The organism is Microscilla marina ATCC 23134 (assembly GCF_000169175.1).
GTDB classification, from domain to species: Bacteria; Bacteroidota; Bacteroidia; order Cytophagales; family Microscillaceae; genus Microscilla; species Microscilla marina.
Window position 1 is genome coordinate 14,159 of record NZ_AAWS01000029.1, and the last position, 21,653, is coordinate 35,811.

17 protein-coding genes are annotated in these 21,653 nt (G+C 38.8%); 5 read left to right on the forward strand and 12 right to left on the reverse strand.

All coding sequences use genetic code 11. The features are described from left to right. Nucleotides 1-806: 806 nt before the first annotated feature. The 3 genes from M23134_RS41315 to M23134_RS23220 form a co-directional block, all read right to left on the reverse strand. Nucleotides 807-950, reverse strand: coding sequence for a hypothetical protein (locus M23134_RS41315; protein ID WP_002700070.1), 144 nt, complete (start codon nucleotides 948-950; stop codon nucleotides 807-809). Between the two features lie 320 nt (nucleotides 951-1,270). Next, nucleotides 1,271-1,411, reverse strand: coding sequence for a hypothetical protein (locus M23134_RS41320; protein ID WP_157558612.1), 141 nt, complete (start codon nucleotides 1,409-1,411; stop codon nucleotides 1,271-1,273). A gap of 69 nt (nucleotides 1,412-1,480) precedes the next feature. Then, nucleotides 1,481-1,636 carry a hypothetical protein gene (locus tag M23134_RS23220; protein WP_157558613.1) on the reverse strand — a complete coding sequence of 52 codons (156 nt, stop codon included), beginning with the start codon at nucleotides 1,634-1,636 and terminating at the stop codon, nucleotides 1,481-1,483. A 490-nt stretch (nucleotides 1,637-2,126) separates the two neighbouring features. On the opposite strand from M23134_RS23220, the gene trhO reads away from it, so the two are divergent. Further along, nucleotides 2,127-3,197: an oxygen-dependent tRNA uridine(34) hydroxylase TrhO gene (gene trhO / locus M23134_RS23225; RefSeq protein ID WP_002700073.1), complete on the forward strand. Its 1,071-nt coding sequence runs from the start codon at nucleotides 2,127-2,129 to the stop codon at nucleotides 3,195-3,197. Between the two features lie 495 nt (nucleotides 3,198-3,692). Here trhO and M23134_RS42215 read toward each other — a convergent pair whose 3' ends face one another. The 3 genes from M23134_RS42215 to M23134_RS23235 all read right to left on the reverse strand — a co-directional run bounded on the left by M23134_RS42215 (nucleotide 3,693) and on the right by M23134_RS23235 (nucleotide 7,956). Beyond that, nucleotides 3,693-4,055, reverse strand: a complete 363-nt coding sequence (locus M23134_RS42215) for an IS110 family transposase (RefSeq protein WP_002700083.1) — start codon at nucleotides 4,053-4,055, stop codon at nucleotides 3,693-3,695. Continuing rightward, complete coding sequence (locus M23134_RS23230; RefSeq protein WP_002700085.1) at nucleotides 4,039-4,758, reverse strand: IS110 family transposase; 720 nt, start codon at nucleotides 4,756-4,758, stop codon at nucleotides 4,039-4,041. Before M23134_RS23230 ends, M23134_RS42215 begins: the two co-directional genes overlap by 17 nt. A gap of 1,839 nt (nucleotides 4,759-6,597) precedes the next feature. Further along, nucleotides 6,598-7,956 (reverse strand): amidohydrolase, encoded by a 1,359-nt coding sequence (locus tag M23134_RS23235; protein ID WP_002700087.1) that lies wholly within the window; start codon nucleotides 7,954-7,956, stop codon nucleotides 6,598-6,600. A gap of 190 nt (nucleotides 7,957-8,146) precedes the next feature. Here M23134_RS23235 and M23134_RS23240 point away from each other — a divergent pair, with 190 nt between their 5' ends. From M23134_RS23240 to M23134_RS23250, 3 genes are all read left to right on the forward strand, one after another. Further along, nucleotides 8,147-11,383, forward strand: a complete 3,237-nt coding sequence (locus tag M23134_RS23240) for a TonB-dependent receptor (protein ID WP_045114183.1) — start codon at nucleotides 8,147-8,149, stop codon at nucleotides 11,381-11,383. Between the two features lie 445 nt (nucleotides 11,384-11,828). Further along, nucleotides 11,829-12,596: an alpha/beta fold hydrolase gene (locus M23134_RS23245; protein WP_002700091.1), complete on the forward strand. Its 768-nt coding sequence runs from the start codon at nucleotides 11,829-11,831 to the stop codon at nucleotides 12,594-12,596. 25 nt (nucleotides 12,597-12,621) lie between these two features. Next, nucleotides 12,622-13,335, forward strand: coding sequence for an SAM-dependent methyltransferase (locus M23134_RS23250; RefSeq protein WP_002700093.1), 714 nt, complete (start codon nucleotides 12,622-12,624; stop codon nucleotides 13,333-13,335). A gap of 88 nt (nucleotides 13,336-13,423) precedes the next feature. Here the strand turns inward: M23134_RS23250 and M23134_RS23255 are convergent, their stop codons facing one another. Continuing rightward, on the reverse strand, nucleotides 13,424-13,819 hold the full coding sequence (locus M23134_RS23255; protein WP_002700094.1) for a DUF1987 domain-containing protein: 396 nt from the start codon (nucleotides 13,817-13,819) through the stop codon (nucleotides 13,424-13,426). 39 nt (nucleotides 13,820-13,858) lie between these two features. Next, nucleotides 13,859-14,431 (reverse strand): SiaB family protein kinase, encoded by a 573-nt coding sequence (locus M23134_RS23260; protein ID WP_045114184.1) that lies wholly within the window; start codon nucleotides 14,429-14,431, stop codon nucleotides 13,859-13,861. Between the two features lie 953 nt (nucleotides 14,432-15,384). Here M23134_RS23260 and M23134_RS23265 point away from each other — a divergent pair. Continuing rightward, the gene (locus tag M23134_RS23265; protein WP_002695583.1) at nucleotides 15,385-17,034 is read left to right on the forward strand and encodes an IS1634 family transposase; all 1,650 of its coding nucleotides are present in this window, start codon (nucleotides 15,385-15,387) and stop codon (nucleotides 17,032-17,034) included. Nucleotides 17,035-17,647: 613 nt separating this feature from the next. Here the strand turns inward: M23134_RS23265 and M23134_RS23270 are convergent. The 4 genes from M23134_RS23270 to M23134_RS23285 all read right to left on the reverse strand — a co-directional run bounded on the left by M23134_RS23270 (nucleotide 17,648) and on the right by M23134_RS23285 (nucleotide 21,618). Beyond that, nucleotides 17,648-18,373: a (Fe-S)-binding protein gene (locus M23134_RS23270; RefSeq protein WP_002700098.1), complete on the reverse strand. Its 726-nt coding sequence runs from the start codon at nucleotides 18,371-18,373 to the stop codon at nucleotides 17,648-17,650. Nucleotides 18,374-18,476: 103 nt separating this feature from the next. After that, nucleotides 18,477-19,328, reverse strand: a complete 852-nt coding sequence (locus M23134_RS23275) for a hydroxymethylglutaryl-CoA lyase (RefSeq protein ID WP_002700101.1) — start codon at nucleotides 19,326-19,328, stop codon at nucleotides 18,477-18,479. Nucleotides 19,329-19,440: 112 nt separating this feature from the next. After that, on the reverse strand, nucleotides 19,441-20,397 hold the full coding sequence (gene metF / locus M23134_RS23280; protein ID WP_002700102.1) for a methylenetetrahydrofolate reductase [NAD(P)H]: 957 nt from the start codon (nucleotides 20,395-20,397) through the stop codon (nucleotides 19,441-19,443). Between the two features lie 234 nt (nucleotides 20,398-20,631). Then, nucleotides 20,632-21,618 (reverse strand): YpdA family putative bacillithiol disulfide reductase, encoded by a 987-nt coding sequence (locus M23134_RS23285; RefSeq protein ID WP_002700105.1) that lies wholly within the window; start codon nucleotides 21,616-21,618, stop codon nucleotides 20,632-20,634. Between the last annotated feature and the right edge of the window lie 35 nt (nucleotides 21,619-21,653).

Sequence of the window (21,653 nt, forward strand, 5' to 3'; positions counted from 1 at the left end):
AACGTGGCTTTTATTGAGCCAATAATCTATAAGGCTTGGCTAGTTTGACCTAATCGACTTAAAAAGCACTACACTATTGTAAATGAAAACATAATCAATTTTTAGGTGCCGATGTAAATCGGTACCTAGTGCATTAGGGATTAAATAAGTTGCCTATTAATTTGGATGAATTAACTTCGTTGAGCTCGCGAAAAGCTCGGTTTTGTTTTCTGACGAGTCGTTAAAATGGCGGATAGTTCGCTTTCTGAATTCCGATGCATATCGGAACCTTAGCTATCTAATTTTTTTACGAGGAAGTCAGGGGGCAAAAGCTCACAGTCCTCCGAGAACAAGCTCGGAGCTGTGAGCCGAACTTGATTCGGGGACGCCAAATAATATGTGAGTAACTTAGTACCTGATGCACTAGCAATAAGCAAAACCCTCAAAGGATTTTATGTCTTTTGGGGGTTTCTTTTTTCTCAATCACTCAATGTAATTAATTCATAGCTCTAGGGGCAAGTCCTTAGATACCAAAGCATTACATTCTGTTGAGCTCTTATAACAAGTTTCAGGCTCAGTTTATAAGTAGCTAAAAATTCATGGTATGCTTATTTTCAGGTAGTTATAAATGCTGATTCTAGTTTATTTCGAACAAAAAAAACACCTCCGGATTATAGCCACATCCTGAGGTGTTCTTAGATTCATGAAAAAATTTTAAACTTATAGTATGTTGTGCGTAGTTTGGTTGTTGGAGATTTTAAATACTATTATATATAATTGAATACAATAACCGCCTTTGGAGGCGGCTATTGTAATGGTATATCAGATTAAGGGCACTGCCAACCGTAAGGTACACAAATACCTGGCTCACAAAACCTCATGTTAGGACGGTCACAACGTCCCCAGCGTCCGCCTTTGATTTCTTTTTGTGCGTTTTTGTCAAGCTTTTCAGCGTTCTTAAAATTTTTCATAATAGTATATATAATATAAAAATGGTGAATAATAAGTTCTTGTTTTTTTAATTAAAAGGCCAGTAATGATTACTAACCACGGTTAAAAACTTAGTAAAGAACACAGTATCTGCGTCTTCGGTCCCAGTAACCACCAAACCTTCTGCAATCGGCTTCGCTAATTGGGTAAAACCCACCTTTGATTGTTTGTAAATCTTTTTTATCGATCTGATTTTTCTTGAAATTTTTCATAATAGTGTATAATATAAAAATGGTGAATAATAAGTTCTTGTTTTTTTTAACTAAAAGATCAGTAGTGATTACTAACCATTGTTAAAAACTTAGGGAAAGATGCAAAATCTGCGTCTGCGATCCCAGTAACCACCAAATCTCCTGCAATCAGCTTCGCTAATTGGGTAGCGTCCACCTTTGATTGCTTGTAAATCTTTTTTGTCGATCTGATTTTTCTTGAAATTTTTCATAATAGTGTATAATATAAAAATGGTGAATAATTGTGTTGTGGAATTATTAAAGGAGTTAATGCTCCAAGATTAAGGACATTGCCAACCACGAGGTACACATCTACCGGGCTCACACCACCACATTCCAGGACGAGGGCAGCTTCTATCGAGCCAACCACCTTTTACATTTTGTTGCGCTTTTTTATCAAGCGTAGTTACATTTTGTAATTGTTTAAAATTTTTCATAAATAATAAAATATTAATTTGATGAATCAGTAGGGTATCTATATAAATACCCTTTGTTGAAAGCAATTTATACAACTTTAGTTTAAAAAAGTACTTTTTTACAAAATAGTCACGAGATGTGTATTGGTTGAAATAAGTGAAGTTGAGTATTGCAACTGTTTATTTCATATACTAAACGTCTATCTCAATAAACAGGGGTAGGGTGATAAAATAAGTGGTATTTTCCTGAGTTTTCGGCTTTGTTACATTAGTTGTAGTAATCAATCCTTATTCTTGTTACTTTTCATTGGTCACCCCTTATAGTGCGTACTTGGGTGTAGTATGTAGCCATCATATTATAGTGGGCAAATCACTGCATGATACCCCCATTTTACAATCAAACCTTACCTTTCACAGATAGTTCTCCTAAAATTTGTAATTTTGTTGCTCAAATAAATCATTTAAGGTTTGCTGCTCAATAGGGCGCAGGCTGATAACCTTGCAAGTTATTATGGCATTACATAACAAAATAGACAAACGCGTTCTTAAGGAAAAGCTGAAAGAAAGCAAAGAAGAACGGTTGACCATATCGTTTTATCAGTATCATCAATTAGAAAGCCCAGAAACCTTTCGTGACGATTTGTACCTGCGTTGGGACAAGTTAGGCGTGTTTGGGCGTATTTACCTTGCCAAAGAAGGTGTCAATGCTCAATTGAGCGTGCCTGCTTCAAATTTTGAGGCTTTCAAAGCTGACTTATACAGCACCCACTGGCTAGATGGAGTTCGCCTAAATGTAGCAGTAGAAGATGATGGTAAATCGTTTTATAAGCTTAAAATAAAAGTGCGTGAAAAAGTGCTTGCCGATGGACTCAATGATGAAACTTTTGACGTAACCAATAAAGGACAACATGTAGATGCTGAAGGGTTTAACCAACTTGCTGAAGACCCCAATACCATCATTATAGACATGCGCAACCACTACGAAACCGAAGTGGGGCATTTCAAAGGAGCCATCACCCCCGATGTAGATACTTTCCGCGACTCATTGCCCATTATAGAAGACATGATCGAGGAGCACAAAGAAGACAAAAACCTGTTGATGTATTGCACAGGGGGCATTCGTTGCGAAAAAGCCAGTGCTTATTTTAAGCACAAGGGGTTTAAACGAGTATTTCAGCTTGAGGGGGGAATTATAAAATACGCCCAGGATGCCAGAAAGAAAGGAGTTGAAAATAAGTTTATTGGAAAAAACTTTGTATTTGACGAACGCTTGGGCGAGCGTATTACTGATGACGTAATCAGCCATTGTCATCAGTGTGGCAAACTTTGCGATACCCATACTAACTGTGTAAATGATGCTTGCCATCTGCTATTTATTCAGTGTGAAGAGTGCGCTGAAAAATACAATGACTGTTGTTCTGACGAATGTAAAGATTTTATAGCGCTGCCCGAAGAAGAGCAAAAAGAACTGCGCAAAGGCGTTGATCTAGGTACTAACATTTTTAAAAAGGGACGTTTTGATAAAATGGCAGGAAAGTTTAAAGAAAAGATTCAACAAAAACAGCAAGGCATAAAAAACTAAAAAACAAGCCTTCTTATTTTTGTTTTTCAAAACCGTACACTAATTTTTCACTACTAATACTTTTATAGAGTTTAATTTTATCAGTCTCAAAAGTGCTTGAAAAACAGCGCCTTTACTTTCCGCCTTAGTTTGTGGGCGTTAAGAAATTACCTTCGGTGAGCTCAGCACAGCGAAGCTGTAGCTATCGGTTTGAGCAATGAAGCCGTAAAACCGAGGCTGCAGCTTTGCTGCGCCGAGCTCTGCGTAAGCTAAACAGATCACTGACCGAGGAACGAGGGAACGTTTGAGCTGTTTAGCCGAAAAGGCAGAGCCCCGAATCAAGTTCGGGATTTTAAAACTTGGGCTTCGCCCTGCGGTTCGGCGTAATGAAACAAATTTTAGCCAAGCAAACTACAGATACTATCTGCGAAATCAAGCTTTTTGATATAATTTTTTCAAGATTTTGAGTTTATTTTAAAAAACGGTTTTATCTTTACTTTACCCAAAAGGAGTTATTTAATAACTACCTAGTGTAGGAGGGCATTCTTGCTCTTCTACAACTTTTTGTTTTGCATAGTTGAGATCAAAGTTTTCTTCTTTTTTCCATAAAGTATACATCACTACCAGAAGTTTCCTTTGTACTGCTGTATAGGCTTTCATCTTTTTCTTGGTTCGTTCAAATACTCTTGAATATAATTCCTGAAAAATATTTTCTTGCTTGACTGTCTTGAGGGCAGGAAAGTGTAAAGCTCTTCTAATATGTGTATTTCCTTTTTTAGATATACGTGTTTGCCCAACATATTTTCCTGATTGATGTTCAACAATATCATACCCTGCATAGCTAGTAAGTTGTTTCTGGCTGCTATAGCTCAAAGCCATTAGTTTCAGCGACAACCACCGCAACAGTTAAAATACCTATTCCATAAATAGTAGTTAAACGCTTCATTTTTTCGTGTAACACCTCATCTTTCTTGGTAGTTTCTAAAATCTGTTGATGAACGCTTTCTTTTTGCTTCTCGAGAAATTTGAGGTGGTTTTTAAGTTGTTTTAGGACAAACTTATTAGGGTCATGGCTATGCTCAAGCGCATGTAGGCGATTATAATTTTGAGTGAGTTCTTTTTGAATAACCTCATAATAACGCGTGATTGTGCGTAATTCCTTTAAAACAGGACTAATTGGTTTCCAATAACGAAGGTTTTTGACGAGCACCATTTTTGCCAAACCTTGGGCATCTATCTTATCAGTTTTGCTCTTGATCCCCTCACTTTTCAAGAATGCTTTTGCTTGATTAGGTAACACCACGATTACTTTATGTGCTTTTTCATAAAGTGTCCAAGCTAGGTTTTCGTGGTAAACACCTGTAGCTTCCATTAAATATTCAGCCTCTGTTATTGAGTGTTTATTTAGGTTTTTTTGTACCCAATGGTTAAATTCGCTAAAACCTTTGGTATTATTTGAAAACTTCCGGCTGGCAATTACTTTAAAAACTTTCTGACCATTGCTACCCATAATACAAGCTCTAAAATCTGCTTTGGATATATCTAAAGCAATCCCAACTTGAACGAAAGTTATTTTTTTCATAAGGCATAAAATTAAACGATGAATCACCTACTTCTTACTCAACTTCACTTATGAGATGCAGGCTATAGAACACATCTATGCCTTGGATACTTAATTCAATTTAGAGTAGAAAGGTAGATGATTGTGATCTCTGTAGTGCTGTATCTATCTTGTGATAGTACTTAGCGGCGGCTATGTAAGAACTATTGTAATCATCTACCATTTAGGTTTTATCTAATATAATGATTTATGTGTTATTTTAAGATAAGGTAAAGATATAAGCGGTGGCTTTTTTTGGTTCGTTTTTTTGGCTAAAGAAAATCCATGATCCCGAACTTGATTCGGGGAAATGAACGGATGCCTGAGGGAAACGAAACCAGGTTTTACTCTACAACTCAGTAGATTAGTAGCTATTTTTATACTGTATTAAAAAAATCAAGACTTATCTGCTATAAAAAAGTGTACGGTTTCAAATTTTTGTTTACGTCTAAATGAGCGCAGCACTCGTTTAGGCGTTTTTTTGTGGGCAATTATTTTCCTGCATCTAAAGCCCATTGATGGTTGAACTTATTGGATTTTCATTTGTCCATCTTGTTTGGTTGCTTACCGACGGTATGGGTGTATCTACCGAAAAAAGCCAACTATTGGGGTGGGTAGGGGGTATACTCTAACAAAGGATAACGAACTATATATATTAAAGCTATATATTTATTGCAATCAGGAATCAGGCACTGGTTGACATTTAAAATGTACGTCTAAATGAGCGCAGCACTCGTTTAGGCGTTTTTTTGTGGGCAATTATTTCTCGGAATCCAAGGTTCATTAATGGTTGAACTTATTGGATTTTCATTTGTCCACCCTGTTTGGTTGCTTACCGACGGTATGGGTGTATCTACCGAAAAAAGCCAACCATTGGGGTGGGTAGGGGGTATACTCTAACAAAGGATAACGAACTATATATATTAAAGCTATATATTTATTGCAATCAGGAATCAGGCACTGGTTGACATTTAAAATGTACGTCTAAATGAGCTCAACACTCGTTTAGGCGTTTTTTTATGGGCAATTATTTCTCTGAATCCAAGGTTTATTAATGGCTGAATTTGCTCTATTTCCACTTATCTATGCTAGTTGGGTACTTACCGACGGTATGGGTGTATCTACCGAAAAAAGCTAACCATTGGGGTAGGGAGGGGGTATACTCTAACAAAGGATAACGAACTATATATATTCAGCTATACATTTATTACAATCAGGAATCAGGCACTGGTTGACATTTAAAATGTACGTCTAAATGAGCGCAGCACTCGTTTAGGCGTTTTTTTGTGGGCAATTATTTCTCGGAATCCAAGGTTCATTAATGGTTGAACTTATTGGATTTTCATTTGTCCACCCTGTTTGGTTGCTTACCGACGGTATGGGTGTATCTACCGAAAAAAGCCAACCATTGGGGTGGGTAGGGGGTATACTCTAACAAAGGATAACGAACTATATATATTAAAGCTATATATTTATTGCAATCAGGAATCAGGCACTGGTTGACATTTAAAATGTACGTCTAAATGAGCTCAACACTCGTTTAGGCGTTTTTTTATGGGCAATTATTTCTCTGAATCCAAGGTTTATTAATGGCTGAATTTGCTCTATTTCCACTTATCTATGCTAGTTGGGTACTTACCGACGGTATGGGTGTATCTACCGAAAAAAGCTAACCATTGGGGTAGGGAGAGGGTATACTCTAACAAAGGATAACGAACTATATATATTCAGCTATACATTTATTACAATCAGGAATCAGGCACTGATTGAATGTACGCCTAAGCGAGAGCAACGCTCGTTTAGGCGTTTTTTTATGGAGTATTATTTATTATTCAATAAATCAATTACCGACGCAGTCAGGGTTTGTACTCCAGTTTTGATAGATTTTTCGGGTACAGGGGCAAAAAAGGCTGAATGAAGTGATGGCAACTGTTTACCTGCTTTTTTATACTTGGCTACTTTTGCAGGGTCAACGGTGCCCAACCAAAACAAACAAATTGGAATGTTGGCTTTAGTTCGTCCAAATCTACCAAAATCTTCACCTGCCATTACTGCTTTGGCGTCTTCAGTGTTTTGTTTACCCAATATACCCGTTGCCACCTTCTTCAGGCGTTTGGTCAATGCCACATGGTTGAAAGTAACAGGCGTGTATTCGTCACGTAACACCATTTTAGGTAGTTTGTTTTTGGGTATACCTGCCGAAATAGCAATGTGCTTAATCATTCGTTTAATCTCAGCAATTGTTTTATTACGTACTTCATCGCTGTAAGAGCGCAAAGTAAGTTGAAGATGGGCTTCGCCTGAAATAATGTTATGTTTGGTACCTGCGTGAAAGGCTCCTACAGTAACTACGGCTGGTTCGAAGGGGGAAATTACCCGGCTCACTATAGTTTGTAAAGCCATAACAATGCGTGAAGCAAGCACTATAGGATCTTTGGTAGTATGAGGGTAAGCCCCATGTCCGCCTTCACCATAGACAAAAATATCTACCATGTCTACATTGGCAAGTGCCGGACCGGTTTTGTAGGCTACCTTTCCGGCGGCCAGGCTTGCCGAGGCATGCAAAGATAATACATAGTCGGGACGGGGAAATTTCTCAAACAACCCTTGTTTAAGCATGGCAATGGCTCCACCGCTGCGTTCTTCGGCAGGTTGTCCTATAAATAATAAAGTGCCTTTCCAAGATGATTTTAGCGCAATCAAGGTTTGGGCTGTTCCAATCATGACCGACATGTGAATGTCGTGCCCACAGGCGTGCATGACAGGTACCACCTTGCCCAAATCATCTTGAGTGGTTTTTTTGCTGGCATAAGGCAAGCCTGTTTGTTCTTTCACTGGGAGCGCATCCATATCAGCCCTGACCATAATAGTAGGTCCATTGCCATTTTTGTAAACTCCCACGACACCATAACCTCCAAAATTTTCGGTCACCTGAAAACCAAGTTTCTTTAGTTCATTGGCTACCCGTCTTGACGTGTTTTTTTCTTGAAAAGAAACCTCCGGGTTGGCGTGAAGATATTTGTAGAGTTTGTCAAGGTTGTTATATTTATTTTCTGTGATTTTGCGGATTTTATTGTTTAAAATTTGGTTATTCTGAGCTAGAGTACCTGAATATATTGATGATAGGAGTAGTGTAAGCGCATATTTTAGAAATTTGGGTGTGTTCAAATCTTTCTTCATTAGATACAATTTTATGTTTGGATAAAAACCCCCGAACTTAGAAAACTTCAACTTTTTTCCCAAATAAAGCAGGGTAAATTCATATCTTTATTACCTTAACAATTATTTAATATGAGATGCTGTTTTTCTCGGAACCAAATACTGTAGTTTTGCAGCCAATATCACAAAAGGAATGTTTAAACGTCATATTATGAAAAAAGTTTTACTTACATTGTCATTCATCATGGCATTGATTTTAGGAGCAAACCAAACATTTGCTCAAGGGGTCACTACCTCAGCCCTTTCGGGGAAAATTGAGGATGATAAGGGGGAAGCCCTTGTGGGAGCTACTGTAGTAGCTGTGCATATCCCCTCAGGTACCCAGTACGGGGTTGCTACCAATGTAAATGGTCGCTTTCGACTTTCAAATATGAGAGTAGGAGGACCTTACAAAATCACCGTCTCTTACATAGGTTTCAAAAACAATGAAAGAAGCGGAATAGTATTGGCTTTGGGGCAAACCTTGAACCTTACCATTAAAATGCTTTCTGATGCTGCTACATTGAAGGCAGTAGAAGTAGTAGGTCGTAAAGACGATGTGTTTGATGGAAACCGTACAGGTATTCAAACCATTGTAAACGAGCAGCGAATCAACGAAACGCCTACTGTATCGCGTTCTATTGCCGACTTTGCCCGTTTAGAGCCTACCGCCAATCTTTCAGAAGGCGACGATGGATTTTCGGTATCAGTAGCCGGACAAAACAACCGTTATAATGCCATCTATATTGATGGAGCCGTAAACAACGACGTTTTTGGCTTGTCGGGTAGTGGTACCAACGGTGGACAAACTGGTGTAGCTCCCATTAGTATCGATGCCATTGAGCAGTTTCAGGTATCGGTAGCTCCCTTTGATGTACGCCAATCTGGTTTTGCGGGTGGTTCTATCAATGCCGTAACCCGTAGTGGTTCTAACAAGTTTGAAGGTTCTGTGTATGGTTTTTTCCGTAATCAGGACATGGCTGGTATCACTCCCATAGAAAAAGGCGACATTGCAACCCAACGTGCTGGTTTGCCTGATTTTTCGGCCATGACTTATGGGGTACGTTTAGGTGGGCCTATCATCAAAGATAAGTTGTTTTTCTTTTTAAGCGCCGAGCTGCAAAGAGACGAAACTCCTCTGCCATTCAATGCCAGTACTTACCAAGGAAACTCTTCTATTACTGACTTAAACCAGTTGGTATCCAAGTTGAATGGTTATGGTTATGATCCAGGTGGGTACATTCAAAATAATTCTTTTTTGAATGCTGAAAGGTTTTTAGCTCGTGTTGACTATAACATTAACAAAAATCACCGCTTAACATTCCGTATTTCTAACACTGGTGCTCGTAACCAAGAACGATTCCAGTCTGGAACCCAAAATATCAACTTCCAAAATGGAGCAGAATCTTTTACCTCTAACACTACCTCTGCTGCTTTAGAATTGAGAAGCTCTTTTGGAAACTCTTACGCCAATAAATTTACCGCAGGCTACACCAGGGTAAAAGATGATCGTGACCCTACGGGTAACCCATTTCCAAGGGTAGAAATAAGTGATGGTCAGGGAACAATTACTTTTGGCTCTGAGCCATTCTCTACTGCCAACCTGCTTACTCAAGATGTATTTACAATTACTAATGACTTTGAGATCTACAAAGGCAAACACACCATCACTATTGGTACGCACAATGAGTTTTATAGCATTGGTAACTTATTTATTGCCTTCAACTACGGAAGTTATGAGTTCAGTAGCCTCAACGATTTCTTAACCGATCAGCCATCTACTGATTATAGCAGAAACTATTCGCAGGTAGACAATATAGTAGGGGATAACTCACAAGCCATTGCTAAGTTCAACGCTGGGCAAATTGGTTTTTATGTACAAGACGAATACCAAGCAAATGATCGTTTAAAACTGACCGCAGGAATTAGAGTTGATATTCCTATCTTTCAGAATACGCCTACCAACGAGGCATTCAACAATACCACGGTTCCTTTGTTGTCACAAAATTATGACTTGAAAGGTGCCAGAACCGGGTCATTTATCAAGCCACAGGTAATGATTTCTCCTCGTTTTGGATTTAACTATGACGTAAACGGAGATCAAACCCTACAATTGCGTGGTGGAGTGGGTGTGTTTACCAGTCGGGTACCTTTGGTATGGCCAGGTGGTGCTTTTAACAACTACGGTTTGAACGTAGGTGGTGTATTTAATGGTACCGATGTGTTTAACCCTGATGTGAACAGCCAATCTCCTGGAGCAATTGACCCTGGCAATGTAACACCCTCAGGTTCTATAGATTTGTTTGCTGAGGATTTCAAAATTCCACAGGTATTAAAAGCTGACATTGCAGTAGATTATAAGCTTCCTTGGGGAATGATTGGTACGCTTGAATTCTTGTATACCAAAGTATTAAGTGCACCTACTTATCAAAACGTAAATCTTAAGCCTTCTACGAGTAATTTAACTGGAGCTGATAACCGTCCGGTATATGATCGTCGTGATGAGATTGATGATACTTATGGGCGTATTTTATTGGCGAGCTCTACCGACAAAGGGTATGCTTATAACATTGTGGCACAAATTCAAAAGCCATTTGACAATGGTTTGAGCTTTGCTGTTTCTTATTCTTATGGTGACTCTTACAGTGTATTTGATGGTACTTCTTCTCAAAACTCCTCACAGTGGAGAGGTTTACATACAGTGAATGGACGTAACAATATGAACGAAATTCAACGTTCTGCTTTTTCGGCAGGTAGCCGTGTGTTAGCACAGGTATCTTACCGAAAAGAGTATGCTGGGTTTGGTGCTTCTCAAATTGGCTTGGTATTTACCGGACAGTCTGGACGTCCTTATTCTTATATATACAACGACAACGGTAACCTTACCAACGAAGATTCTCGTGAGCGTTCATTGATTTACGTGCCTCGTAATGCTTCTGAGATCAACCTAGTAGACATTACCGATGATAATAATAATGTAACCAAAACTGCGGCACAGCAATGGACGGAATTAGATTCATTTATTGAAAGCGATAAATACTTAAGCACTCGTCGTGGGCAGTATGCTGAACGTAATATGAACCGTGCTCCTTTCTTAAGCTTTATTGACTTACGTTTCTTGCAAGAGTTTTATGTAAAAACAGCCAAGGGTCATAAAAACATCCTACAATTTACCTTAGACATTTTTAACTGGGGTAACATGCTAAACAGCGAGTGGGGACAACTTCGCACGGTAAGTTCTGAGTTTCAGTTGATAAACTACGAAGGAAGAGCAGCCGATGGCACTACTCCTCAGTTTACTTACAACGGTGTACAAAAAAACGATCCTGCTTATGCTAACTTTGACGACAGCGGTTTCCGTAGCTCAAGATGGCAAATGCAAGTTGGCGTACGTTATATTTTCAAGTAAGCCAAAGAAATTACAAGTTACTCTATCCTACTATTTTTTCGCCTCGGTTTGTGTCTTCACAACCGAGTTTACGAGTCCTTAGATGCCGATAAATATCGGTGCTCAGCAAAGTTAAATCGCCTCGTCTTAGCGTCTGTAAATAGTGTTTTTCAGGGTTTCGATCAGCTCGTGTCTCCACGAGCTGAGGCGATGACGATACTTTTGAAAAACCGAAGCTACAGTTTTACTGTGCTGAGCTCAGTTAAAAGCTGGGTAGAGTAATTACAAGTGATAAAGTAATTACTTAAATAATCAACAAAAAAGCCTCCTTTTGCAGGGGGCTTTTTTATTTCGAGGCTTATCTGTTACTTTTGAGGCTCAAACTTAGAGCTGCTTCAAGTGACAAGTTTTATTTTGTAAATACTTGTAGCTTGTGACTTGTAGCTTGTAACTATTTTTAAGAAACATGGAACTACACTATAAAACTTTTGGCGAAGGCACGCCCTTATTGATTTTACACGGTTTGTTTGGTTCGTCTGATAACTGGCTTACTATAGGTAAAAAACTTGCTGAACAATACCAGGTATACTTGATAGATCAACGCAACCATGGACGTTCGCCCTGGAGCGATCAATGGAACTATGAGGCAATGAGTGACGATTTGCACGAGTTTGTAGAACAACACCAGTTGCAAGACTTTGTGTTGATTGGGCACTCGATGGGTGGCAAAACAGCCATGAACTATGCGGTGAACCACACTCCCTCTAAAATAGAAAAACTAGTTGTAGTGGACATTGCTCCCAAGACTTACCCTATTCATCACGATAAAATTGTGGCTGGGCTAAATGCGCTTGATTTAAGCCAGGTTAATTCGCGCAAAGCAGCCGATGAGCAATTGGCGGCTTATATAGATGAGGTAGGGGTAAGACAGTTTTTGTTGAAAAACCTTTATCGTAATGAGGAGAAAAACTTTGAATGGCGTATTAACTTACCAGTCATTGGTGAAAATTTGACCAATGTAAGCGGAGGACTTACCGAAGACAAGCAGTACGAAGGAACTACTTTGTTTATCAGAGGGCGTAAATCAAACTATATTAAAGAGGATGATGAAGCGGTGATTCATCAGCATTTTCCACAGGCAACACTACAAACTGTAGAGAATGCCGGACATTGGGTACATGCCGAAAGTCCAGCGGAGTTTTTGGAAATGTTACTTACGTTTTTACAAGGATAAATATCATTCTCAATTAATATACTCTATGTCTGACAAAGGTAAAATATACCTGATACCCACCGTACTGGCACCTGATACTCAAGCAGAAGTATTGCCTCAGTATACCATTCATAAATTGGCTGATATTACCCATTTTTTTGTGGAAAATGTGAGAACAGCACGTCGTTTTATCAGTAGTCTTAAGTTGGGGGTTGATATTTCTCAGCTTACCTTTTATCTGATAGATAAACATACTGCTACCGATGAGATCAAAAAAAATACTCAAGTATTGTTGCAAGGCAAAGATGTGGGCATTATTTCAGAGGCAGGGTGCCCTGGCATAGCCGACCCAGGGGCAAAAGTAGTGAGTTTTGGGCATCAGTTGGGAGTGGATGTAGTGCCTTTGGTAGGGCCTTCGTCTATATTTTTGGCGTTAATGGCTTCAGGCATGAACGGGCAGTCTTTTGCTTTTAAGGGTTATTTGCCCATTGCCAAAGACCAAAGAAGCAAGGCGATTAAGCAGCTAGAGAAAGCATCGGCAAGTCAGCAGCAAACCCAGATTTTTATGGAAACTCCTTTTCGTAATAATCAATTGATGAAAGACTTGGTACAACACTGCCGAAAAAATACTTTGTTGTGTGTGGCAGCCAACATTACTGCGCCAGAGGCTTTTATTGCTACTAAAACTATAGGACAATGGAAGGGGAGCTTACCTGATTTGCACAAGCAGCCTACTATATTTGTATTACACTCTTATTGAGTGGATGGATAAGGACGAAGAAAATGTGCCTATATATATAAAATGAATGATAAGGGGGCGATAAAAAAAAGGCAAATGTTATTTGCCTTTAATCTTCGTCTTCTTCTGCATCCAGTTCTACCATATCAATGGGTAGTTTAACTATCTGTTTCAGGTCTTCACCTGTTTGAAGCATATCCTCATCATCTATGTCATAATACCATTTTACTTCTGCCTTATGCCCCGCAAGATATAACTTTTCAAGTTTTTTTAGAATACCCAAAATATACATAGAAGAGCTGGTATTGAAGTAATCCAGTTTGAATGTTAGTTCGGTGGTTCCTTGTGGTTGAGATGCATATTTGTCTAACCACGATAGCAAGGGCTCATAAAATTGATATGAGTTTTCAGGTATCGATCGTCCACTGATCTCTAATATACCTGATGACACATCAAAGTTTACGTTAGGAGTTTTAGAAGTACCTTGTATTGAAATATTTTCCATATATTACAATCAATCAAAAATTTCTACAAAATGCAAAATTTAACGTGCCACTTCAATTTGAAGATTAAAGAGCAAGTAAGTTTCCTTGTCTTCCATTACACCTACATCACTTGTATTGTCGTTGGGTAGGCGGTCGCCGGAGGTAATAATTTCCTGAAAATCAAACAATACCCTGTGTTTTGACCTTCTCACGATATCTACCAGCCCTAAACCAGCGCCACCTTCGGTAGGGAGGGTTTTTTTATCCAAAGCTTGTATATAATGTTTTTGTAGGTCTTCTTGAGAAAGGGTGTTAATCTCGCTTAACTTAGTTTTCAGAAATTCAGCTCTGTCCTCAGTTACAAAGTTTCCGGTTGAGATTATGAAGCTATTCTCTTTTTTTATAACAATTAAGAAAGGCGAATGAACAATGGGAATATCTTCGTCGAATTCTTTGATATAATGAAGGGTGTTTTGTAGGCATTCTACGAGTATGTTAAATATTTTCTTTCTAACTCCTCTTCTTATTTTTAATTTGGTCAGTTTTTTATCTGTCAAATCTAAGAGAAGGTCGATGACTTCGCTATCTAATGCTCCGTTGTGAGACAATATAATGCTCTCATCCTTCAACATTTTATAATATTTGTGTATTTCAAGCATAAATCCAGCTATTCAATCACAGATGACATCAACAAATACTTGACTAAAACCTCCCCTCAATATACAAATAACAACTATTTCATATTAGTAGTCCACCTGCCTATTATCTGCCAAAGATATAGAATAAATGTTTTTCCAACAAAATATAAATCAGGTATTTAATCCTCAGATTTCATTGAGTTTCAGCCAGTATCATCTGAGAATACCCCTTTACAAAATGAATTATATCACTAATTTTTAGCAATCACAAGTATTTAGCGATAATACTTTATTTATGTTGGTTGTCAATTACTTTTATTTAGGGAATGTTCACAAATAGAGTGTGTGATAGTGCTGCTCTAAAAGTGTATTAGTCGTTGGTTTGCTATGCTAAAAAATCATACCAATTGCCTTTGTTTGACAATTTATATGTACACTTTAAATAAAAGTATTGCTTTGTAAGGGTGAGAAAGACAAAAAACAATAAAAGCCCTGATTTTAGAGCTTTTGAATAATCAATATTTAGAGAAAGGTATGCGTGACAGTAAACTCAATTCCTGGTGTTTGTGCCAGGCACGTAAACAAAGCTAAGCAGGGGCATTAAAACTACTCTACAACTTGGGGCTTCATCCTTTGGAGTCCTAGCACGACTTTGCCTAACAAAGTACTACTAGCAAATTCATCACAATTACTCTCAAAAACGAAAACCCCAACAAACTCTTAACTGAAAGGTAACTTAGTTTTCCTACTAAGCTCGACTTTAGCCTTTTATGATATTGGCTAAATTACTTCAAATGCCTCTAAATAATAATACGAACATTTTCTTACAGTCGTCTTTTTTATACCCGACTTTCCGCACGTATGTTCGGGAAAACAAATAATTGATGTAATCACTTGATTGCAAAAGCATTATTTTTTTATGTCGACCAAAAGTTTTACTTTTTGGTATGCAATCATTTCCCATAAGTAAAAACCTTGACCACTTAGGGTTGGTAAGTGGCATGTGTGATCGTTTAAACTTGAGCTCTAAAATAGATGAGCTTTTACCTAACACCAATGGGCTTCATCAAGTAAGCACAGGTACTTGCGTCAAAGCCTTGATTTTAAATGGTTTAGGTTTTGCCGAGCGTCGCTTATACCTGAGTCCTCATTTTTTTTCTGATAAGCCTGTTGCTCACTTATTAGGAGAAAATCTAAGCGCAGAAATGTTCAATGATGATCGTCTTGGTCGTTGCTTGGATGATTTGTATGCCTTTGGTGTAAGTGAGTTATTCAGCCATTTGGCTGCACAGAGTTATGAAATACTGGGTTTGTCAGAAGAAGTAGACTCAGAGTTTCGCCACTTGGATGCGACCAGTTTTGGGTTGGAAGGGCAATATAATAGTGAACTTAACGAAGCAGAGGTTTCTTGCCTTCACATCACCCAAGGTTACAGCCGGGATCACCGCCCTGACCTAAATCAGGTAATGCTTAACTTGGTAGTAGAAAACTCCTCAGGCATACCTTTGCTTATGGAAGGTTTGCATGGCAATACAAGTGACCAAACAAGCTTTGGTCAAACCATTGATGATTATGTAGAACGTTTGCAGAATAATGGTCAGCCTATATGTTGGGTGGCAGATAGTGCCTTATACACTGAGGAAACCATCGGTAAAATCTCAGGTCGGCATTATTGGATCACCCGTGTTCCTTCCAAGCTTACTGCTGTTCAAGAATTACTCCTACAGGTACAGCCAGAGCATATGCAATTCTTCACAGAAGAAAAATTGAAAAACTACCGCTACCAGAAAGTATGCAACAGCTATGGAGGTGTAAGACAAGAATGGATGGTTGTCTTTTCTGAGGCAGGTTATAAGCGGGATGTTCATAGTTTGAAAAAACGTTACCTAAAAAAAAGCAGTGAAGAGCACCAAGACTTTATCAAGCTTTGCAAAAAGGTTTTTAGCTGTAAACAGGATGCAGAAAAAGCCTGGGAACAATTTTCAAAAAAGTGCCAGTACTTGTCAATAGAAGACCTGAATTTTCAACAAGTCAAGGGGTTTAAAAAACCAGGTAAACCTCCCAAAGGAGCTCAAAAACAGACCATAGGGTATCGTATTACAGGGTGTCCACTAACCAAACTCACACACTATGAACAACTAAGACAAAAACAGGGCAAGTTTGTGATTGCTTCCAATGATACAGCACAAAGGTGGGGGAATGGACATAAACTACTGGCTTACAAAGGACAATCTAATGTCGAGAAAGGTTTTAGGTTTTTGAAAGATAAAGCTTTCCTTGCTGATAGCTTCTTTGTAAAAAAGCCAGAGAGACTTGAAGCTATACTCATGATTATGGCATTGTCGCTGATGGTGTATGCAGCTTTGGAGAGAGAATTAAGAAAAAACCTGCAGCAGGAAAAGGAGTTTGTCCTGGATCAAACTAAAAAAGAAACTCAAAAACCCACAATGAAATGGATTTTCGAGTTTTTTAGAGGCATTCACTGCTTGTGGGTTAATCAAGAACAACCTATGCTCATTCTTAATATGAATGAGATGCATACAAAGGTCATTAGGTTACTGGGGCAAGAAGTTAGGAAATACTATCTCCTTGAATAAACGCCTCATAAACAGTGGTTTAATAAATTACTCGGTTTTAGCTACACAGGTGCGGAAAGTCGGTTATACAACTGTAAGAAATTAAATACAAAGGTATTGGTAATAAAACATCTCAAATATTAACAGTAGCTGCGTCAGCTGGACTCAGCCTTATTTTGTTGGCGTTAAGAAATTTGAGTAATGAAGCCGTTAAAACAGATCACTGTTTGAGCGAAGCGAGTTTGAGCTGTTTCGGCGTAATGAAACAAATTTTAGCAACAACAAAATACAGCTGCGGGGTTTTTGGTTACTTTTTTACCTGGAGAAAAAAGTAACGGCTCTCAGATAATCAGGTCATTGGTTTTATTTAGGCGATTGCGGAGTAATTTTAAATGGCTAAAGTCGAGCTTAGTACACTGTAAAATAAATATTTTATGCTTTTTTCGGCTTCTTTTGCCCTCTGACTTCTCTTTACAAAAATCGCGTAGCTTTGGCTATGCTCTATTTGTAAAGATCGCCAGCAAACAAAATAAACTCGAACTGAATGACAACTTACTTAATTTACAATGTACTTAGCTTCGGCAAATACCGTATCATATCGTTTGCTGGATTTGATAAACAGGCATACCTGGCATTACCACCCGCTGGCAAGCACATCTACAATATGCATGACTTCTATGGGTTTGCGGTTACGTTTGATGTAGCCGTCCAGGTGCATCAAACACGATGAATCGGTAGAAATGAGGTATTGGGCTTGTGTGGCTGTAGTATTGTCTATCTTTTGCTCTGCCATACCTACTGATATGCCCTGAAACTTGATTGCAAACGTTCCCCCAAATCCGCAGCAGGTTTCCGATTCTTTCATTTCTTCCAGTTCGAGCCCTGCCACATTGCTCAACAGTTTACGGGGAGCTTCTTTTATTCCACACTCGCGTAGGGCACTACAGGCATCGTGGTAGGTGGCAGTACCTTCAAGTGTTGCCCCCTCTATTTTTTCTACACCCAATACATCTACTACAAACTCGGTAAACTCTAGAGCGTTTTTCTGAAGTTGTTGAAGCTGTGTTTGTTTGGTGCTATTGCGTAAAAGGTCTTCGTATTGATTACGGATCATACCAATACAGGAAGCAGAAGGAGCCACTACATAGCGGTCGGGGTGAGGGAAGTCACCCACAAATTTTTCGGCTATTTCGGTGGCGTGTTCAAAGTAACCCGCATTGAATCCGGGCTGACCACAACAGGTTTGTTTGGGGTTGTAATGAACCTCACAACCTAGTTTTTCTAAAATCTTCACCATGTTCATTCCTGTATTAGGAAAAACCTGATCGATGAAGCAGGGAATAAAAATATCTACAACCATTTGGTGTGATGATTAAAAGTCAATGATGATGTATGGAGGTGAGTGTGGCAACCATACAATTGGTGTATGGTTATTTAGCCATCCAGTCAGCCACCCAAAGTATTTAATGCATGGGAAATACCTGACCACTTAGTGCGTAAGCCTCCTTAAATTTTTGTTGGTTAACGGGAATGCTTTCAAAGTTTTTGGCGAAGAAATCCAACACCACCTCGGTAGCAAGGTTGCCTACCAAGTCGTCTTCTGCCATTGGGCAACCACCAAATCCACGCAAAGCTCCGTCAAACCTTCGGCAACCAGCTTCATAAGCGGCTCGTAGTTTTTCGGTAATGGTTTGGGGGGTAGAGTGTAGGTGTGCGCCAAACTCTACCTCTGGAAAGCGAGGAATCAAAGTTTGGTACAAAAAGCCAATATTACTGGGATTAGATACTCCAATGGTATCGGCCAAAGAAATGATTTTTACGTCAAGGTCTACCAGAGTTTGGGTAAACTTCTCAATAGTTTCAGCATCATAAGGATCACCATAAGGATTACCAAATCCCATAGAGATATAAGTAACCAGGGTTTTATTATGTTTTTGGCAAAGGTGTTGTACTTCTTCTACTAGTTTAAAAGCCTCCTCAATAGACTTGTTTGTATTGCGTTTTTGAAAAGTCTCGGAAGCAGATAAAGGAAAACCCAGATAACTAATTTCATTAAACTGAACTGCTTGTTCGGCACCTCTTTTGTTGGCAATTATTGCCAATAGTTTACTTTGAGTATTGTCTAACTTAAGCTGATTGAGCACTTCGGCGGTATCCCGTAATTGAGGAATGGCTTTGGGCGATACAAAGCTGCCAAAGTCTATGGTATCGAAACCTACCTCAAGCAAAGTATTGATATATTGAGCCTTGAGGTGGGTAGGAATAAACTCACTTAGACCTTGCATGGCGTCTCTTGGGCATTCTATGTATTTCATACTATTGGATCATTAGGTATACAGCTAAAAAAACGAGAAGAGTAGACCATAGGTGTACAAGCTTTGGTTATACTTTGTGGTTGTACACCTATGGTTTGTCACTGTTGGCTTACTAAAAAAGTGCGCTTGCAATTTCTTTGACTGCCTTAGATTTGCTCATCGAGTAATAATGTAACACAGGTACGCCAAATTTGATCAATTCTTTAGATTGCTTGATGCCCCACTCGATGCCTACCTGACGAACTTGCTCGTTGTTTTGACATTTGCTTACTTCATCTACCAGTTCTTGTGGCAGGTCTATATGAAAGATACTAGGCAAAACAGTCAATTGCTTTTTGCTGGTAAGTGGTTTAAGTCCTGGTATAATAGGTACATTGATGCCTTCTTTGCGACATTGTTTTACAAAGTCAAAATATTTTTGATTGTCAAAAAACATTTGAGTTACGATGTATTCTGCACCCATTTCTACTTTCATTTTCAAATAGTTAAGGTCAGTAGTAAAGTTAGGCGCCTCAAAGTGTTTTTCTGGGTAACCAGCTACCCCAATACAAAAACTAGAGGGAAACGGATTTTTGATTTCATCATCGATGTATACGCCATTGTTCATATTTACTACTTGCTCTAGTAGTTCAGAAGCATACTGATGTCCATTAGGATCTGGGGTAAACCTTCCTTCTGACTTGATGGCATCTCCGCGCAACACAAGTACATTGTCTATCCCCAAAAAGTTAAGGTCTATCAAGGCATTCTCGGTTTCTTCTTTGCTAAAACCACCACATATCAAGTGAGGAACAGCGTCTACCTGAAACCTATGCATAATAGCAGCGCAAATACCTACAGTACCAGGGCGTTTACGGGTTACATGTTTCTCCAGTAAACCTTCGCCCCGGTTACGATATACATACTCTTCACGGTGGTAAGTAACATCTATAAACTTTGGCTTAAACTCCATCAAAGGCTCAATAGAGTTAAACAATGATTGGATACTTTGTCCCTTGAGTGGTGGGATGATTTCAAAAGAAAAAAGCGGTTTTTCCGAATTTTGTATGTATTCAATAATTTTTGTCATTCGACTAAGTAATTTAAAATAAGGCTATCTTATTATAGTGATATTTTATGTTCATTGCACCTTATCAAGTAATGTTTTGATAACTCGCCAAGCAACGAGCAATGAGCGGCAAACATACTTAAGTTATTTATAATAAGGTAATTACACCTGTTTGTTAGAGGTGTTTACCCCAATATTATGGGTACTTACTTTGTTAAATGCTGCAATATTATCCACAAAGCTACGATTTAACAACTATTTGTTAACCAAAACTTTGGATTTGATATGTTGAACGATATTGGTGCCATGATGCCTGCCATTTTCTATGAATATTTTTTCGGTATGTATACCACACTGAACAGTGCCTGCTACATATAGTCCTGGTACATTGGTTTCGAAAGTGTTGGGGTCAAACTCTGGAACCATTCGTTCATTCAGTTTCAGACCAATTTTTTGTAAAAAGTGGCCATCGGGAGTATAGCCAATCAGCAAAACGACAAAGTTGGCTGGATACTTTTCTACGGTGCTGGTTTGGTGGTTGCGAAGCCATACCCAATCTTGTTCTATTTTTTCAATTTCAGTGTAAAACTTCACTTTAATTTTTCCCTCTTTAATCCGGTTGCGTAAATCGGGAATGAGCCAATATTTGGCTGTTCTTTTAAAATCATCTTTACGTACCACCATTGTAAGATCTACGCCGTGGTGATAAAGGTCAAGAGCAGCTTCTACCGCTGAGTTGCCCCCACCAACCATTACCACTTTTTGGTGTACATATTGAAAAGCTTCTTCATAGTAATGTGTGACATGAGGCAAGTTTTCGCCCGGAATGTTGAGTTGTCGGGGTAAGCCAAAATACCCAGTGGCTACTACTACATGACGTGCCTGTAGGGGCTCATTACGTGAGGTGTGTATTTCAAATAATTGGTTTGTTTTTTTGACATTGATTACCTCGGTATATAGCTGGGTTTGTAATGCATAATATTCGCTTACTGCCCTATAATACTGGAGCGCCTCTACCCGGCTTGCCTTACGCCCTGAAGCAGCAAATGGTATATCGCCAATGGCAATATTTGCTGTAGTAGAGAAAAAATGCATATTTCGAGGATACATCCTGATAGATTCGGTAAGGCTACCTTTTTCAATAATGAGGTAGTCGAGGTTTTCTTTTTGGGCAGCAATGCCACAGGCTAGTCCACAAGGACCACCACCTATGATAATGAGGTCGTATACTTTGTTATTCATTTTTAATGGTTTTAGCGAATGCTTATTTTCAAACT

Coding starts and splice junctions, on each gene's coding strand:
- M23134_RS41320 (WP_157558612.1), bottom strand. CDS start 1,411: ATGAAAAATTTCAAGAAAAATCAGATCGACAAAAAAGATTTACAAGCA.
- M23134_RS23285 (WP_002700105.1), bottom strand. CDS start 21,618: ATGAATAACAAAGTATACGACCTCATTATCATAGGTGGTGGTCCTTGT.
- M23134_RS23270 (WP_002700098.1), bottom strand. CDS start 18,373: ATGGTTGTAGATATTTTTATTCCCTGCTTCATCGATCAGGTTTTTCCT.
- M23134_RS23275 (WP_002700101.1), bottom strand. CDS start 19,328: ATGAAATACATAGAATGCCCAAGAGACGCCATGCAAGGTCTAAGTGAG.
- M23134_RS23245 (WP_002700091.1), top strand. CDS start 11,829: ATGGAACTACACTATAAAACTTTTGGCGAAGGCACGCCCTTATTGATT.
- metF (WP_002700102.1), bottom strand. CDS start 20,397: ATGACAAAAATTATTGAATACATACAAAATTCGGAAAAACCGCTTTTT.
- M23134_RS23260 (WP_045114184.1), bottom strand. CDS start 14,431: ATGTTGAAGGATGAGAGCATTATATTGTCTCACAACGGAGCATTAGAT.
- M23134_RS41315 (WP_002700070.1), bottom strand. CDS start 950: ATGAAAAATTTTAAGAACGCTGAAAAGCTTGACAAAAACGCACAAAAA.
- M23134_RS23240 (WP_045114183.1), top strand. CDS start 8,147: ATGAAAAAAGTTTTACTTACATTGTCATTCATCATGGCATTGATTTTA.
- M23134_RS42215 (WP_002700083.1), bottom strand. CDS start 4,055: ATGGCTTTGAGCTATAGCAGCCAGAAACAACTTACTAGCTATGCAGGG.
- M23134_RS23220 (WP_157558613.1), bottom strand. CDS start 1,636: ATGAAAAATTTTAAACAATTACAAAATGTAACTACGCTTGATAAAAAA.
- M23134_RS23230 (WP_002700085.1), bottom strand. CDS start 4,758: ATGAAAAAAATAACTTTCGTTCAAGTTGGGATTGCTTTAGATATATCC.
- M23134_RS23265 (WP_002695583.1), top strand. CDS start 15,385: ATGCAATCATTTCCCATAAGTAAAAACCTTGACCACTTAGGGTTGGTA.
- M23134_RS23255 (WP_002700094.1), bottom strand. CDS start 13,819: ATGGAAAATATTTCAATACAAGGTACTTCTAAAACTCCTAACGTAAAC.
- M23134_RS23250 (WP_002700093.1), top strand. CDS start 12,622: ATGTCTGACAAAGGTAAAATATACCTGATACCCACCGTACTGGCACCT.
- M23134_RS23235 (WP_002700087.1), bottom strand. CDS start 7,956: ATGAAGAAAGATTTGAACACACCCAAATTTCTAAAATATGCGCTTACA.
- trhO (WP_002700073.1), top strand. CDS start 2,127: ATGGCATTACATAACAAAATAGACAAACGCGTTCTTAAGGAAAAGCTG.